Origin of the sequence: Paenibacillus brevis (genome assembly GCF_018919145.1) — a bacterium.
Classification (GTDB): domain Bacteria; phylum Bacillota; class Bacilli; order Paenibacillales; family Paenibacillaceae; genus Fontibacillus; species Fontibacillus brevis.
The window spans coordinates 23059-37856 of record NZ_JAHLQJ010000010.1; the positions used below are offsets into that span (position 1 = coordinate 23059).

Here is a 14798-nt window from a genome sequence, read left to right on the forward strand (position 1 = left end):
CTATAATTATGAGTGTACATATTGGAGCAAAATCAGGGGATATCGCGGATACAGTTCTACTTCCCGGCGATCCGCTGCGAGCAAAGTTCATCGCCGAGACTTATCTAAGCAATGTCGTTTGCTATAACGAGGTTCGCGGCATGCTTGGATTTACCGGAACCTACAAGGACAAGCGGATTTCTGTTCAGGGCAGCGGGATGGGGATTCCTTCCTTCTCGATTTATGCCAATGAATTGATTCAGGAATATCAGGTGAAAAATCTGATTCGTGTAGGAACCTGCGGCGGCATGCAGGAGCATGTGCATGTGCGTGATGTAATATTGGCACAAGGAGCATGTACCGATTCCAGCATGAATCGCCATATCTTTAAAGGCTATGATTTCTCTCCGATTGCCAGTTTTGATCTGCTCAAGGCCGCTTATGAGCGTGGGGTAGAGAAGGGCCTGAAGCTGCATGTCGGCAATATTTTCTGCTCCGACAGCTTCTATCGGGACGATACCTCGGTCACAGGCTTGCTGATGAAATATGGGGTGCTGGGCGTCGAAATGGAGACAACAGCGCTGTATACCCTTGCTGCGAAATTCGGAGTGAATGCTTTAACCATTCTCACAGTCAGTGACCATCTGTTGACAGGAGAAGAGACTACGGCAGAAGAGCGTCAGACGACCTTCAATGAGATGATGGAGGTTGCGCTGGAGACGGCCATTTCTCTATAGTGTCATCAATCAAATAAACGTTTTACGGAGTAGAGACCACCCCTCCATGGCATACTATGGGTAATTCGCCATGAAAGGGGTGGTCTGTTTGTTGCAGGGTCAAGCTTCCGTCATCTATGTTCGGCTGCGCAAGCAGGTGATACATCCGGCAGGAGCTCCGATCAGGCTGAGGGATATTGCACGGATTCTGGCTGACCCGAGCCTGGAGCGTGAACTGTTGGATATGGTGCTGTCCAGATCCGAGCCTAGCGATGGAAATCGTATTGTGATTGATATGCTGCAAATCATCTCAAGAATTAAAGCGAAGCATCCTTCAGTGCTTATTGAGTTTATCGGAGAGCCACATGTGCTGGTTGTGATTCAGAAAGCGCCCAAAAAGCCCTCAATCGTTCTATTCGTCCTGGTGTGGCTGCTGTTATTTTTCGGTGCGGGACTGACCATTATGAATTTCCATGCGGATGTGAGTATGCCAGAGGTTCACATACGTATCGTCGAGATGATTACCGGGCATAGAGACGAGCATCCTTATTTGTTTCAAGTCGCTTATTCGCTGGGCATTGGCTTCGGCATGATTCTGTTCTTCAATCATTTGTTCAAGAAGAAATGGAATGAGGAGCCGACTCCGCTCGAGGTGGAAATGTACCTGTACCAGGAAAACCTGAATCAGTATGTCATTGCGGAGGAATATGAGAAGATGCGGCTTGCCGAGTCAACGTCAACGTCGAAGGGGAAGCAGCCTTGATGATCCTGGTCTCGCAAGTGGCTGTTGTCTTCCTGGGTTTTGCAGGGGGAATCGCCGTTGGTACGGGGGTGATTGCCCTTTTCATTGTGCTTGATATGATACCTCGACTGGCTCAGGTTACCCGATCCTATAATAAAGTCCATTGGTATGAAGGGGCTATGATTGGCGGCTCCTTGCTGGGAACGGCAGCGGATTTCTGGAATTGGAGTGTTCCCGGGCCATGGATTGGCAGCGGAATTGTCGGCTTGTTCAACGGCATATTCATCGGAATGCTCGCCGCTGCACTGACTGAGGTGTTGAATGTGCTGCCCATCTTCGCGAAGCGGCTACACATGCATAAATACATGACCCAGCTGTTGTATGCGATGGTGTGCGGCAAGGTCGCGGGTTCATTATTTGAATGGTTCATCTATAGACAGTAACCGCATAGGAGGTATCCATAATGATGAGTCAGGAACGCGGAGGAACCGGTGAAAAGGAACAGCTTCACGAGGAGATGAACAGTTTCCCGCACTTTTTGGACGGAACAGAACGCATCTCCTGGGGAGGCGATGAGGAAGAAAGGGCAGAGATTTTGCAACGGAAGAAAGAAACCGAAAGATCCGATGGTGTGAAGGAATCCGTAATCTATTGGCAGACAAGTGATAAGATCAGTCCCAGTCTTCATACAACTAAGCTGACGCTGGAGCAGGTGATCGGACTTCAGGAAGGGTTTGACGTGGTTTTCCGCGAAATGACCTTTGGCGGCAAGAAGACGGCCTTGTTCTTTATAAATGGCTTTGCAAAGGATGATATTTTGCAGGAAATCCTGAAGCGCCTAACTTATTTGACCCCGGATGATCTTGAATCCGGTGCGCTTCACTCCTTCTTCCATCTGTATATTCCTCATGTTCAGGTTGAAAAATCGGACTCTCTCAGCCAGACCGTTAATGATGTGCTGATTGGGATGAGCGTGTTGTTCATAGAGGGCGAGCAGACCGCGATCGTGCTGGACACGCGGAATTATCCGGTGCGAAGCCCTGAAGAGCCTTCTCTGGAACGAGTGGTTCGCGGCTCGCGCGACGGATTCACAGAGACGATGCTAACCAATGTGACCCTAGTGCGGCGCAGGCTGCGCGACCCGGGGTTAAAATTCGAGGCGATGAAGGTCGGCCGCCGCTCTCAGACGGATGTCTGTATCGCCTATATTGACGATATCGCCGACAAGACACTGATCGATGATGTACGCAAGAAGATTCAGGCTGTTGACCTGGATGGCCTGCCTTTGGCTGATAAGCAGCTGGAAGAAGCCATCGTGAAGAAGGGCTGGAACCCCTATCCTCTGGTCCGGTATTCGGAGCGTCCGGATGTGGTTGCCTCACATCTGATGGAGGGCAGAATCGTGGTTTTTGTGGATACGTCGCCAAGCGTTATGATTCTCCCGACTACTTTTTTCGATCTCTGTCAGCATGCGGAAGAAAACCGTCAGACCCCGTTTATGGGATCTTATCTGCGTTGGGTGCGGTTCCTCGGGATCTTCGCCTCCCTATTTCTATTGCCGCTCTGGCTGCTCCTGGTCATTCATCCGGAGCTAAAACCTGTGGCGCTGGCCTTTATCGGGCCTCAGGAGCAGGCCAAGATTCCGTTGATTGCGCAGTTTCTGCTGGTCGAATTCGGTGTAGACCTGATGCGGATGGCCGCCGTCCATACCCCGACCCCGCTTGCTTCCGCGATGGGCTTGATCGCAGCGATCCTGATCGGAGATATTGCGGTGCAGACCGGCATATTCGTAAATGAAGTTGTGCTCTATATGGCGGTAGCCGCAATCGGGATGTTTGCGACCCCCAGCTATGAGCTGGGGCTGGCTAACCGGGTAGTCCGGCTGCTAATGCTGGTATTAGTCTCGATCTTTGGGGTAGCAGGCCTGGTAGGGGGAGTGACAGCCTTTATCATTTTCCTCACCTTTCAAAGATCATTCAATTCATCTTATCTGTGGCCGTTCATCCCGTTTAATGCCAAGGCATTGGCCGGAATTCTGGTGCGTGTGCCGGTATTGGTATCGAAGCAGCGGCCTTCCTTTAACAAAACCAGAGATCATACCAGGATGCCCCAAAAAAATAACTGACACGGCATGTCCGCCTTTTAACACAAATGATAATCCGAATAATCCATTTCTCAGTTTACAAGATGTCTGATATACTGATGAAAAAAAACTGAAAGTGGAGGACGACACAGATGTATTTACACGGTACCAGCAAAATTAACTCCAGCGGGCATCTGGAAATCGGCGGTTGTGATACGGTCGATTTGAAGCAAACCTATGGCACCCCGCTATACATCATGGATGAAGCCCTCATTCGGCAAAGATGCCGCGAATATATGGATGCGTTCCGAGCTTCCGGCCTGACGTTCCAGGTGGCTTATGCCAGCAAGGCATTTTGTGTAAAGGCCATGTGCCGTCTTGTTGATGATGAAGGATTGTCTCTCGATGTGGTGTCTGAAGGAGAACTATACACTGCGCTGCAGGCGGGATTCCCGGCTGAACGCATTCATTTTCATGGGAATAACAAGACTCCTGAAGAGCTGGAGATGGCGATATCCGCTCAGATAGGCTGTTTTGTAGTAGACAATTTCATTGAAATGCAAATGCTTCAGGCACTTGCGGAAGAGAAGAACGTATCGGTTAATATCTTGCTTAGAGTAACGCCGGGCGTAGAAGCTCATACGCACGAGTACATTTCTACGGGCCAAACCGATTCGAAATTCGGCTTCGACATCGGTAACGGGTCTGCCTTTGAAGCAGTGAAGCAGGCTTCGGGCAGCCGTAATCTCAAGCTGTTGGGACTGCATTCTCATATCGGCTCTCAAATCTTCGAGGTTGACGGCTTCCAATTGGCGGTAAGCAGAGTAGCTGACTTCAGTCTGGAAGTGAAGCGCGAACTGGATGTCACCTTTAAGGTGATTAATCTGGGAGGAGGCTTTGGCATCCGCTATATGGAGGGAGATACTCCTCTGGCTGTCGCAGAATATGTGAAGGCGATTACCGATGCGGTGAAGAAGTTCTTCGCTGAAGGTTATCCTCAGCTTCCTGAAATTTGGGTAGAACCGGGGCGCAGTATTGTCGGCGATGCCGGGACGACCTTGTATACTGTTGGAACAAGCAAGGATATTCCTGGCGTGAGAAAATACGTGGCTGTGGATGGAGGAATGACAGATAATCCTCGTCCGGCACTCTATGAGTCTAAGTATGAAGCCATGCTGGCTAACCGGGGATTAGACCGCGTGGAGGAGACCGTATCGATAGCCGGTAAATGCTGTGAGAGCGGCGACATGCTGATTTGGGATTTGGAGCTGCCGAAGGTCAACTCAGGTGACCTGCTGGCCGTATCCTGCACGGGAGCTTATAACTATGCAATGGCAAGCAACTACAACCGGATTCGCCGTCCGGCAGTTGTATTTGTGCAGGACGGTCACAGCGATCTGGTTGTCCGTCGTGAGTCCTTCGAGGATATTACAGCTTGTGACCTGGTTCCGGAGCGGATTGTCAAGCAGCCCTCATTCAAATAATCAGCGTATGGATTTTGCTCCCGGCGCTTTTTCATAGTACACTGTAATAGGTTTGTCCAAATTGTAACTATGAAGAAGGAAGTGACCGATATGAAAAAGGGTAAAATCGTATTGGAAAAGGGCGGAGAAGTGGAAATTCAGTTTCTGCCTGAGGAAGCACCGGGTACGGTAGCGAATTTTGAGAAGCTGGCTAACTCCGGATTCTATAATGGCTTGACGTTCCACCGTGTCATTCCGGGCTTCGTCGCTCAAGGCGGCTGCCCGACAGGCAACGGCACAGGCGGTCCGGGGTATACCATCAAATGTGAAACAGCAACCAATACAACCAAGCATGAGCGTGGAGTATTGTCGATGGCGCATGCAGGCAAGGACACCGGCGGAAGCCAGTTCTTTATCGTGTATGAGCCGCAGCCGCACTTGAACGGTGTGCATACCGTATTCGGTAAAGTAACTTCGGGTATGGAACTTGTGGATCAGGTCCGTCCTGGGGACAAGATGAAGGAAGTTACGGTGTGGGACGAGGCATAAGAGAGTAACACAATATAAAAAGAACCGGACTATATTCCGGTTCTTTTTTTCGTCAAGAAAGCTGAAAAGTCGGCCGTGTATAACTTTAGTCCGCTTGATCGGCCTCATCCTCGGCTTCCTCGCGGAAGCCTTCAATGGCGTGCAGGCGTTTCTGGTTCTTCGCCTCGAGCTGTTGCTTCTCCTGCGACGAGATTTCCTCCGCATGTTCGGCTAAATACTGTTCGTTCTCCCGGAAGTTTTGAATCGTATTTCCGATGTTTGTTTGAATTTTCTCAAGATTATCTGAGCGATCGTCAGGCTTTGCCATCGTATTTTCCTCCTGTGATTGGTATCTTTTCAGACTGAAATCAACCCTATTGTCGCTCGATCCGCAATGAATTATGCATCAGTGTGAAAGGGCTCCTTGATTTTTCATGGGGTAAATGTTAACATCCAAAGTGCAACTATCAATTTCATAGCATCCTTCGGGGCAGGAACAATGTCCCTTAATATATAAAAACGCCGAAATCCCAACTATATCAAGGGAATCGGCGTTTTTATTTTGGTAGTAATTCTTATTTGGTAGGTTTTTTGGTAGGAAATCAGAGAAAATTAAGTGTCCCTATAGGCATTTAAGGGACATCATTTTAACATCTCATCAAGTTTACTTACCGCTTCACTTTGCATGTTTGGCATGAGGTGTGAGTACAGATCTAAGGTAACTTTGATCGACGAATGCCCAAGTAATTCCTGGACAACCTTCGGATGTGCGCCTGATGTAAGTAGCAAAGAGGCGCAAGTGTGCCTAAGATCGTGAAATCTGATATAGCGCATGTTGGTGTTATTAACGACTCTCTTCCAAAACTTATGGAAGTTGCCAACACTTGCAGGCTTTCCGTCAGGGTCGCAAATTACAAACCCATCATCTTTGAATTCCCTTCCTGCTTCCCAGCATTCTTGTACAATCATGGCTTTGTGCTTTTTTAACTCACTGCTTACATGTTTTGAAAACGTTATTGACCTTTCAGCGTTTTGATTCTTGCCGCCTTCTTTAACGCGCCCCTTGGGCTTGAGTGTCTGTCTTATTCTGATTTGAGAGTTCTTCATGTCTACATCTTTCCAACGGAGACCTAAGATTTCACCTCTGCGCATCCCCGTATAAATTGCCAAGACGAATAGAATTTTTTGTCGATGCTCCAACACTTCAAAGAACTTTTTAACCTCATTGACAGTCCAGTAATCAACCTTTGGCTTGCTTGCCCGCGGCTTTGATCCGTCATCCAGCAGATCAAAAGGGTTCTTTACAATCAATTCTTTCTTCTGCGCTGCTCTATATGCGGTCTGTACCAAATTGAATATTTTCCTGATCGTACCATCAGCCAACTTATCTCCCGTGGCCCCATTGGTTCCTGGGGCAAGAACCTTCTCTTGCAACGATTTGACAAGTCTTTCGATATCGTCGACGGTAAGTTTTTGGAAAAGGATATTTCCGATCACAGGGGTGATATGGTTTTTGATGTGTCCCTTATTGGTTTCCCGCGACTCTGGGGAAAGGTCTTGTTTGTTATCCACAAAATAATTCATGTATTCGGTAACGGTCATTTTTGAGGGATCAACATATTGCCCCTTTTCCCAATCAACGCGAGCCTGACGTTCAGCCGATCGAGCGGCCCCTTTAGTTTCAAATCCACGCTCTTTGATGGTTTTTCGTCCGCCATCTCTTTTCTTTACCTCGAATGCATAATAATAATGCTCCTTACCTTTTTTTGTATAAGGGTATACCGGCATTCACGAACCTCCTTGTCCAAACATTTAAATATCCCCATTTTAGCAAATAAGGTGACGGTCTACAACGAAATAAGCTCACAGGGCACAAAAGTTGGTTTTTGTTCCATTTTGTTAGAAAAATAATCTAAAAAGAATATAAATGTTAGTGATTTCGTTAGCTTTTAACCTGTTATATTTGTACCATGGAGATTCGAGAGACGGACACCACGGGGCGTACACGCCTCATCAACGGTCGGGCAGATGCGCCGGCCTTTTTTATTGGTGCAAAGCTCCGATCCGATATCTCCCTACTCTCGCCCTGACAAAGCGGTCGCGAACGCGTCAGGGCGGTAGATGGTGCAGCATGCTGGCAATGGACCACCCGAGCCGTTAGGCGGCATGCTGTTACTTATGCGGGTATGGTCTAAAGGTTGGGCCGCAGCCTTCCAAGCTGCAGATGCGGGTTCGAGTCCCGCTGCTCGATTTTATTAATGTGAGGGTTTCGCGTTGGCCGGTGCTGTTTTCCCTCTACAAAAAGCCTGAACCGGACGGATTGGCGGTAGCCGATATAATTACCGCTATTTATTGTATCAACGTGGTGTAACGGGTAAACACATGCGGTAGCCAACCGCAAGCTGCTGGTTCAACTCCAGCCGTTGGTTTTCAATTCTATTAACTCCAAGCCTGCCAATAAAACAGGGTGCCGATCTCCTTTCCCCCTTATGGGTGTGCTGACCACAGGCACGAGGATGCGCTGAGATACGCATAGGCGCATAAAGGCTGGATCGTGGAGGCTGCCGCTGCCTGAGTAAAGCGGCTTTTAATGTCTTGGGAATTGCAGGAAAAACCTCGAATACAGCGAATATGTCCTGTATAATACGCTGATGGAGGTGATTTTTTTTGAAATTACACATGGAATCAGTAAAACATGGAAACATTGGCGGCAAGATGTATGCAGCACATTATACTGAGCTGCCCGACGGACAATATCTTGCAGTTATCGCAGCAACCGATCCGGCCGAGGTTGATTCAGGCGGCAGCCTCACGAAGACATGCTCCACAAAAGAGGAAGCCTTAGCGTCCATTGAAGATGCTTGGGCTGACTTGGAAAAATCGGCATTGCATTAAGCTGGTCGAGAAGGAAATACTCTCCTGGCGTCGAAACTTGATGCTGGGAGGTGAGTGAGATTAAGTACAAGTATTTCTACATGGTTGAATGGTTCGATAAAGTTGAACTTATATTAGCAGAATCAACTGAAGAGGCTCTTTTATTATTCTTTAAACATCAAAAAGAAGAGCGAGAGAAGAATGATATGAGGCTTTCGTTTGATCCAAGAGAATTGAAAGTTAGGCAGTTACAAAGAGAAGACTTAGTAGTTAAGGCACCCTAACCGGTGCTTTTTCTTTTGCTCAAAAGGGTAATCCTCCCAAATGTCGAATTACATCGACAACGGAGGTGGATTTTAATGAATTTATTTGAAGGCGTTAAACCCGACAATTTGATGGGGATGAATTTCATCAAATTGATTGCCTTGTATATACTGCTGCCTACAGTTACAGCCGGGCTTATACTATGGTATCTAAAGGCTAACGGTAAGATTATTGGAATTGTAGCAACAGCGGTGAGTCTTATCGGTTTGTATTTCATGGTTATGAATGGTTTGAAGTAAAGTAATGGTGAACGGAGGGATGGACGATGCACGATGGCTGAATCAAAAGAGAATTACGTCAAAGTGCCGCATTGGCTAATGGAATACCTTATGACTGCCGATTTGAATATGACGCAGTTTCGGATCGTAAATGCGATCATTCGACATACATTCGGATACCAGCAAATAGAACGCTGGCTGTCCCTCGAATTTCTCGCTGAACTCACCCAGTGTGATAAAAGACAAGTCAGACGGGAATTGAATCGGCTGATTGAAGCTGGCGTGATCATTGCTAGGCAAGAAGGGAAACGCAGATATTTACGTATTAATCGTAAGAAAACCGATAAAATAGAGGACTCATTAGACCTCTTAAAAGGGGACTCGTTAGACCTCTATTTAGAGGACTCATTAGACCCCCATATAAAAAAAGAATTAAAGAAAGAAGATAAAGAAAAAATATACACCTATCTCGAAAAGGAAGATCACGTATTTATCGAAATATACCTGAAGCATTTTAAACGGAATATGAAGAAGCAGCATATGAAGGTGAGTGAAGAACAGCATCATTGGATTCTTTCTCAAATCGAGCATATAGAATCAAATGGAGTGGATATAGATCTGTGGGAAGAACAGGTGAGAGATCATTTTAAACACCTATCTCCAGATAATAACGGGAACATCATTCCTTTCCTCTATGCTTCATACAGGCGATTCGATGAAAGGATGTTCGATCAATTCTAACTGAATACGGCTATGGCGGTCACTCAATTGCGAGTGGCCTTTTTATATGCAAAGAAAGGGTGATAGGTATGGAGACTGAAAGAGTTCAGGTGCTCATGTTTTACGATAAAGACAATCAACTGGTCGGATCGGTGGGAATTGAGGATAAGGCATACGACAACGCCGAGCTATCCCGGATAGTGTATGGAGCGATAATGGATGTCTTCTCGGTTGAGGAAGCCAAGAAGATCGCTTATTACAAGTTAGAACATCAATACTTGATGTTTAATATCGCATTACTAAATGAAATTGAAGAGGTGAATGATATGCATCAACCGAAAAGCAATAACCCTATTGGACCGCCACCACAAGGAGGATCGTCGGTCAATAACAAAAGAACGCCGGCATCCTACGCCGCTAACTTGCGTGAAACAGGACTGTTTGAGGTGCGAGAGAAGGTGACGCTGAAACTGAAGGTTATCGAAAAGCTTGTAGAAACGATGAGAGAGGGGCTTCAGGTGCATGACGAAGTGAATGCTGTTATTCGTTCGCTATTAACAGACCTTGATTTATACGCATCACCAGACGCACAGAATGGCACTGTAGAGCGCGAGCGAATCGAGGATGAATAAACACTCGTGGAGGGGTCGGAATGGGTGTCAGCGATCAAATGCGAGCGTCACGGGTCCTTCTGGGGGATAAATCGGAGTGCGGGTGCGAACGACCCCGATTTTCCGCTAGATTTATTTTCAAAAGTTTAGTTCCGCTTCCGTTTCAAAACACCGGAAAATGAAAGCCCGTGAAAAATCCTTCGAATTAAGCGACCAGGGGAGCTAGAGCGTAAATACATCAAAAACCGGAAGTTGAGGTGAGGTAATGGCCAAAAAGAAAACGGAAGCAGATAAACTGCATGAGAGGGTCGTCGGCACCGGGGAATTGGCGGCCATTATTGGCAAGTCTGATAGATGGGTTCGGCAGCTCACTGGTGAGGGAATCTTAAAGCAGATTGAACGTGGCAAGTACAATCTGGGGGAAACCATTCAGGCGTACGTTGAGCATATGTCTGGGGGAAAGGAAGAGGACAAGAAGCCGCGCCTGATCGACTATAAAACGGAACACGAAAAGACCAAGGCAGAGAAAGCGGCGCTTGAGCTGGAACAGATGAAAGGCAACCTGCACGCTGCTGCAGATGTTGAGCTGCTGCTGTCCGATCTTATCCTGACTACAAAGTCACGTTTGCTGGGAGTGCCCAGCCGGATATCAAGTGAATGTGAAAACGAATCGGCGGAAGTCGTGGAAGGTGTTGTGCGCCGTGAAATTGAAACTGCGCTGACGTCCCTGGCAAAGTACACCCCGGATAAGATTGGGGGCGAGATAGATCATGGTAGCCCAGAAGACAGTTGAACTATTCTCTACCTCCAACAGACAATGGGAGCCGAAACGCCGTCTGACAGTCTCTGAATGGGCTGACATGAACCGAGTGTTAACCACCGAGAGCAGTGCAGAAGCAGGACCGTGGCGAACTGACAGAGCCCCTTATCAGCGAGAGATTATGGACTCCATAGAGAAATGGGAGGAAGTTGTGATCATGGCCTCTGCGCAAGTTGGGAAAACGGAGTTCCTGCTGAATGTGACTGGATCTTATATCGATCAGGAGCCGTGCCCAATCCTACATGTACTGCCAAACGATACACTGATTCAGGCATATTCCAAAAAGCGACTTACACCAATGATTAATAACTGCGAGCCGCTGCGCGCAAAGATCGGAGTTGCCAAGTCGCGAGACAGTAGCAATACCATCGAGGAGAAGTCTTTCCCAGGCGGTTATGTGGCTATTGCGGGCGCTAACGTTCCGGAAGGTTTATCGTCTCGGCCAATTCAAATTGTGCTATGTGACGAAGTAGATCGATTCCCTATTTCATCTGGTAAAGAGGGCGATCCCATTGCCTTGGCGACGGCCAGAACTAAGACATACCGTCATAAGCGGCGGCATTTGTTTGTCTCGACTCCAGTCGATAAGGAAACCTCCCGGATTAACCAACTATATGAGAATAGCACAATGGAACAATGGTGCCTGCCTTGTCCGCATTGCGGAGAGCTCCAGCCGCTCAAGTTCAAGAGTGGTAAGGATGGTGGTATTGCATTTGAACACTATGTCTCCGAGTCCGGCGAAATCGTCGTTACCAAAGCAGAACACCGCTGCGCATATTGCGGAATGCTCGGCTCAGAGAAGGATTGGAAGCGCGGAGAAGGGCAATGGATCGCTCAGAAAGAGCATTCCACCCGTCGCGGATTCCATATCAATCAGCTTTCCAGCCCGTGGTCAGATTGGCGCGAGGTAGCGAAGGCTTTTTTAGTTGCCAAAAGAGAAGGCATTGATAAGCTCAAAGTATTTGTAAACACGGTTCTTGGAGAGCCTTGGGAAACCAAGGTCAAGGGTGTTGACGAAAAGACACTAATGGAGCGCCGTGAACGATATGAATATGAAGTGCCTGAAGGTGTCAAGGTGCTCACCGCGGCTGTCGACACTCAGGATGATCGTTTTGAGGTTGAGGTTACAGGCTGGGGAGCTGGAAAAGAATCTTGGAGAATCGAATATCAACGGATTTATGGGGATTTGGACCAGCCGCAGATTTGGAACGAACTTGACAGGTTCCTTTGCCGGTCTTGGATTGGCCCTGGAGGTCGTGAATTTCGAATTATTGGAGTTTGCATGGACTCTGGGGGTCACTACACAAAAGAAGTTTATGAATTCACCAAGCCACGTGAATATCGTCGGATATATTCCATAAAAGGACAAGGGATTAATCCTAAGACAGCGGAGCATGTACCCTTCATTGCGAAACATACCAGGACGCAAATCCAGAAAGCTATGCTGATCCATCTGGGGGTAGATGACGGGAAGGTTAAGGTGTTTGATAGCCTCAAGGTAACTGAGCCTGGGCCGCTCTATTGTCATTTTCCTAATGACGAGGAAAAGGGATACACGCAAGAATATTTCCTCGGTCTTACAGCTGAGACTCAACAAACGGTTGTGAAAGAAGGAGTCAAATACAAAGTCTGGGTGAAAACTCGGGACCGAAACGAGCCATTTGACCTAGCCGTCTATAACCGGGCGGTGATCGAATTACTTCGACCAAACCTATCATTACCTATCGAGCAGCAACCAAACGGTCCGAAAATCGACCCAGACACTTCGGTGAGAATCCGAAAGAAGGGCAAGAAACGCGTTTCGGCAGGTAGATAGTAAACCCTGAGAAGGAGGTGAAAAGGGAAATGCCAAAAATCACATTGGAAGAAGCAAGATTGAATTATCAGACTTGGCGTGCTGCTGAGCTCGCACTCGCAACCGGACAGTCTTATAGCATCGCGGGAAGATCGTTGACTAGAGTAGACATGCCGACGATTCTTGAGCGCATCCGCTATTGGGGCCGTATCGTTGACGAACTTGAGAATCCGGGCAAACGGCGAAGAAAGAAAACTCGAGCATTCACCCCGTTTGATATATGAATCGGGTTGATAAGGTCATTGGCTACTTTGCTCCAGAGTATGCGAAAAAACGCGCTCAGGCTCGAACTGAAATTGTCCGTCAAGAGAAGGTCGCTCAGGTCCTTGCCCAAGGATATGGATCTCATGGAGCCAGCCGCACCAAGAAGGCCACGGCATTATGGAATCCCGACATCGGCGATGCAGACGCAGACATACATGATCACTTGGAGACTTTACGCGCCCGATCTCGCGACTTATCTGTTGGGGGATCCGTCGTAACTGGGGCAATAAAAACATTGAGAACAAATGTTGTGGGGACTGGGCTAAAGTTAAAGCCGGCCTTTGATAAGGAATTCCTGAACTTAACGGACGAACAAGCTGCGGCTTTGAAAAAGCAGATAGATCGGGAATGGTCTATTTGGGCTGATTCTAAAAACTGCGATGCTGCAGGTCTCAATGATTTCTATGGGCTACAGCAACTGGCGTTTATCTCGCAGCTTAAAAGCGGCGATGTCTTTGCGTTACTTCCTTTGATCGAGAGACCATTTTCCACTTATGATCTAAAGATTAAATTAGTCGAAGCAGACAGATGCAGCAATCCTAATGGAGTGAGCACAGACAAAGTTCAAGCTGGTGTCGAGGTTGATGCAGATGGGATGGTGGTTGCTTATCATTTCAGCAGCCGACATCCAGGAAGTGGTGGAGTCTTCTGGGGTGGAGAGCAGGAATGGACCCGTGTTCTGGCAAGAGGCGGGAAATCAGGTAGGTACAACGTCCTCCATCTGATGGAATCTGAACGGCCTGATCAGCGGCGCGGCGTGCCTATCATTGCTCCGGTGATTGAAGCTTTAAAAAAGCTTGACCAATACACGGAAGCAGAGTTGACCGCGGCTGTAATCCAGTCCATGTTTACGGTCTTTATTGAAACTCCTGATGAAGATCTGGATGCGTTCGGACTAGAACCGCCGGATACCGACAACATTGACGATGGATACGCCGACCCTCAAGACATCAAGATGGGTGCGGGCACAGTTCAAAAACTAGACCCCGGAGAAAAGGCGACCTTTGCCGACCCGACCCGACCTAGCAGTAACTTTGATCCGTTTGTAACTGCAATTTTGCGACAAATAGGTTCTGCTCTTGAAATTCCATATGAATTGCTGGTAAAACACTTTACCTCATCGTACACAGCGAGCCGTGCGGCTTTGCTCGAAGCATGGAAGATGTTCCGAATGCGACGGGTATGGCTTGCATCGGCTTTTTGTCAGCCAATTTATGAGGAGTGGTTCGTGGAAGCTGTGACCAAAGGTCGTATTGACGCACCGGGCATCTTTGATGACCCGGCTATTTTTCGCGCCTATACGAAGGCGGAATGGAATGGACCAAGCCAAGGCTTGCTAGATCCTCTCAAGGAAGTTAACGCCGCAGTTACTCGTATTGAACATAACTTCAGCACAGCAGAGAAAGAGACCGCTGAGCTTACGGGAGGTCAGTGGGAATCGAACGTCCAGCAGAGATCGCATGAGTTGGCGACGCTGACTCGTCTCGGTTTGACTGAGGGGGCAAAGTCAGCAGCTACTGCTTCACCAGCTCCGTCGAATAACGGGGATGAAGAAGATGACAGTGATGATCAATGATTTTGGGGAAGGGAGGTGATGAGGA

The 14798-nt window shown here is 47.9% G+C and carries 17 protein-coding genes; 15 read left to right on the plus strand and 2 right to left on the minus strand.

Annotated features, from left to right (window positions below; translation table 11 throughout):
• Nucleotides 1–8 precede the first annotated feature (8 nt).
• The 6 genes from deoD (at nucleotide 9) to KQJ23_RS12430 (ending at nucleotide 5532) form a co-directional block, all read left to right on the plus strand.
• Nucleotides 9–716 carry a purine-nucleoside phosphorylase gene (gene deoD / locus KQJ23_RS12405; protein ID WP_216479207.1) on the plus strand — a complete coding sequence of 236 codons (708 nt, stop codon included), beginning with the start codon at nucleotides 9–11 and terminating at the stop codon, nucleotides 714–716.
• Between the two features lie 88 nt (nucleotides 717–804).
• On the plus strand, nucleotides 805–1458 hold the full coding sequence (locus KQJ23_RS12410; RefSeq protein WP_249529724.1) for a stage V sporulation protein AA: 654 nt from the start codon (nucleotides 805–807) through the stop codon (nucleotides 1456–1458).
• Nucleotides 1458–1880 carry a stage V sporulation protein AB gene (locus tag KQJ23_RS12415; protein ID WP_216479387.1) on the plus strand — a complete coding sequence of 141 codons (423 nt, stop codon included), beginning with the start codon at nucleotides 1458–1460 and terminating at the stop codon, nucleotides 1878–1880. Before KQJ23_RS12410 ends, KQJ23_RS12415 begins: the two co-directional genes overlap by 1 nt.
• 74 nt (nucleotides 1881–1954) lie before the next feature.
• The gene (locus tag KQJ23_RS12420; protein WP_216479388.1) at nucleotides 1955–3562 is read left to right on the plus strand and encodes a spore germination protein; all 1608 of its coding nucleotides are present in this window, start codon (nucleotides 1955–1957) and stop codon (nucleotides 3560–3562) included.
• Nucleotides 3563–3672: 110 nt separating this feature from the next.
• Complete coding sequence (lysA, locus tag KQJ23_RS12425; protein ID WP_216479209.1) at nucleotides 3673–5004, plus strand: diaminopimelate decarboxylase; 1332 nt, start codon at nucleotides 3673–3675, stop codon at nucleotides 5002–5004.
• Nucleotides 5005–5094: 90 nt separating this feature from the next.
• Entirely contained in the window at nucleotides 5095–5532 is a 438-nt protein-coding gene (locus KQJ23_RS12430; protein WP_216479210.1) for a peptidylprolyl isomerase, read from the plus strand.
• 85 nt (nucleotides 5533–5617) lie between these two features.
• Here the strand turns inward: KQJ23_RS12430 and tlp are convergent, their stop codons facing one another.
• Together tlp and KQJ23_RS12440 are read right to left on the minus strand one after the other, a co-directional pair.
• Nucleotides 5618–5839, minus strand: coding sequence for a small acid-soluble spore protein Tlp (gene tlp, locus KQJ23_RS12435; protein ID WP_216479211.1), 222 nt, complete (start codon nucleotides 5837–5839; stop codon nucleotides 5618–5620).
• Nucleotides 5840–6153: 314 nt separating this feature from the next.
• Nucleotides 6154–7299 (minus strand): site-specific integrase, encoded by a 1146-nt coding sequence (locus KQJ23_RS12440; RefSeq protein WP_216479212.1) that lies wholly within the window; start codon nucleotides 7297–7299, stop codon nucleotides 6154–6156.
• An 891-nt stretch (nucleotides 7300–8190) separates the two neighbouring features.
• Here KQJ23_RS12440 and KQJ23_RS12445 point away from each other — a divergent pair.
• From KQJ23_RS12445 to KQJ23_RS12485, 9 genes are all read left to right on the plus strand, one after another.
• Nucleotides 8191–8406: a hypothetical protein gene (locus tag KQJ23_RS12445; RefSeq protein ID WP_216479213.1), complete on the plus strand. Its 216-nt coding sequence runs from the start codon at nucleotides 8191–8193 to the stop codon at nucleotides 8404–8406.
• Nucleotides 8407–8486: 80 nt separating this feature from the next.
• Nucleotides 8487–8669, plus strand: coding sequence for a hypothetical protein (locus tag KQJ23_RS12450; RefSeq protein WP_216479214.1), 183 nt, complete (start codon nucleotides 8487–8489; stop codon nucleotides 8667–8669).
• A gap of 75 nt (nucleotides 8670–8744) precedes the next feature.
• On the plus strand, nucleotides 8745–8948 hold the full coding sequence (locus tag KQJ23_RS12455; protein ID WP_216479215.1) for a hypothetical protein: 204 nt from the start codon (nucleotides 8745–8747) through the stop codon (nucleotides 8946–8948).
• Between the two features lie 33 nt (nucleotides 8949–8981).
• The gene (locus tag KQJ23_RS12460) at nucleotides 8982–9668 is read left to right on the plus strand and encodes a replication protein (protein ID WP_216479216.1); all 687 of its coding nucleotides are present in this window, start codon (nucleotides 8982–8984) and stop codon (nucleotides 9666–9668) included.
• A 68-nt stretch (nucleotides 9669–9736) separates the two neighbouring features.
• A complete protein-coding gene (locus tag KQJ23_RS12465) occupies nucleotides 9737–10279 on the plus strand; it encodes a hypothetical protein (RefSeq protein WP_216479217.1) in 543 nt (180 codons plus the stop codon).
• Nucleotides 10280–10523: 244 nt separating this feature from the next.
• Nucleotides 10524–11051, plus strand: a complete 528-nt coding sequence (locus KQJ23_RS12470) for a hypothetical protein (protein WP_216479218.1) — start codon at nucleotides 10524–10526, stop codon at nucleotides 11049–11051.
• Complete coding sequence (locus KQJ23_RS12475; RefSeq protein WP_216479219.1) at nucleotides 11029–12894, plus strand: phage terminase large subunit family protein; 1866 nt, start codon at nucleotides 11029–11031, stop codon at nucleotides 12892–12894. Before KQJ23_RS12470 ends, KQJ23_RS12475 begins: the two co-directional genes overlap by 23 nt.
• A 29-nt stretch (nucleotides 12895–12923) precedes the next feature.
• Nucleotides 12924–13157 (plus strand): DUF6148 family protein, encoded by a 234-nt coding sequence (locus KQJ23_RS12480; RefSeq protein ID WP_216479220.1) that lies wholly within the window; start codon nucleotides 12924–12926, stop codon nucleotides 13155–13157.
• A complete protein-coding gene (locus KQJ23_RS12485) occupies nucleotides 13154–14773 on the plus strand; it encodes a phage portal protein (protein ID WP_216479221.1) in 1620 nt (539 codons plus the stop codon). Before KQJ23_RS12480 ends, KQJ23_RS12485 begins: the two co-directional genes overlap by 4 nt.
• Nucleotides 14774–14798: the final 25 nt, after the last annotated feature.

Coding starts and splice junctions, on each gene's coding strand:
- tlp (WP_216479211.1), bottom strand. CDS start 5,839: ATGGCAAAGCCTGACGATCGCTCAGATAATCTTGAGAAAATTCAAACA.
- deoD (WP_216479207.1), top strand. CDS start 9: ATGAGTGTACATATTGGAGCAAAATCAGGGGATATCGCGGATACAGTT.
- KQJ23_RS12440 (WP_216479212.1), bottom strand. CDS start 7,299: ATGCCGGTATACCCTTATACAAAAAAAGGTAAGGAGCATTATTATTAT.
- KQJ23_RS12480 (WP_216479220.1), top strand. CDS start 12,924: ATGCCAAAAATCACATTGGAAGAAGCAAGATTGAATTATCAGACTTGG.
- KQJ23_RS12415 (WP_216479387.1), top strand. CDS start 1,458: ATGATCCTGGTCTCGCAAGTGGCTGTTGTCTTCCTGGGTTTTGCAGGG.
- KQJ23_RS12485 (WP_216479221.1), top strand. CDS start 13,154: ATGAATCGGGTTGATAAGGTCATTGGCTACTTTGCTCCAGAGTATGCG.
- KQJ23_RS12465 (WP_216479217.1), top strand. CDS start 9,737: ATGGAGACTGAAAGAGTTCAGGTGCTCATGTTTTACGATAAAGACAAT.
- KQJ23_RS12470 (WP_216479218.1), top strand. CDS start 10,524: ATGGCCAAAAAGAAAACGGAAGCAGATAAACTGCATGAGAGGGTCGTC.
- KQJ23_RS12445 (WP_216479213.1), top strand. CDS start 8,191: ATGGAATCAGTAAAACATGGAAACATTGGCGGCAAGATGTATGCAGCA.
- KQJ23_RS12420 (WP_216479388.1), top strand. CDS start 1,955: ATGAACAGTTTCCCGCACTTTTTGGACGGAACAGAACGCATCTCCTGG.
- KQJ23_RS12475 (WP_216479219.1), top strand. CDS start 11,029: ATGGTAGCCCAGAAGACAGTTGAACTATTCTCTACCTCCAACAGACAA.
- KQJ23_RS12430 (WP_216479210.1), top strand. CDS start 5,095: ATGAAAAAGGGTAAAATCGTATTGGAAAAGGGCGGAGAAGTGGAAATT.
- KQJ23_RS12455 (WP_216479215.1), top strand. CDS start 8,745: ATGAATTTATTTGAAGGCGTTAAACCCGACAATTTGATGGGGATGAAT.
- KQJ23_RS12450 (WP_216479214.1), top strand. CDS start 8,487: ATGGTTGAATGGTTCGATAAAGTTGAACTTATATTAGCAGAATCAACT.
- lysA (WP_216479209.1), top strand. CDS start 3,673: ATGTATTTACACGGTACCAGCAAAATTAACTCCAGCGGGCATCTGGAA.
- KQJ23_RS12460 (WP_216479216.1), top strand. CDS start 8,982: ATGGCTGAATCAAAAGAGAATTACGTCAAAGTGCCGCATTGGCTAATG.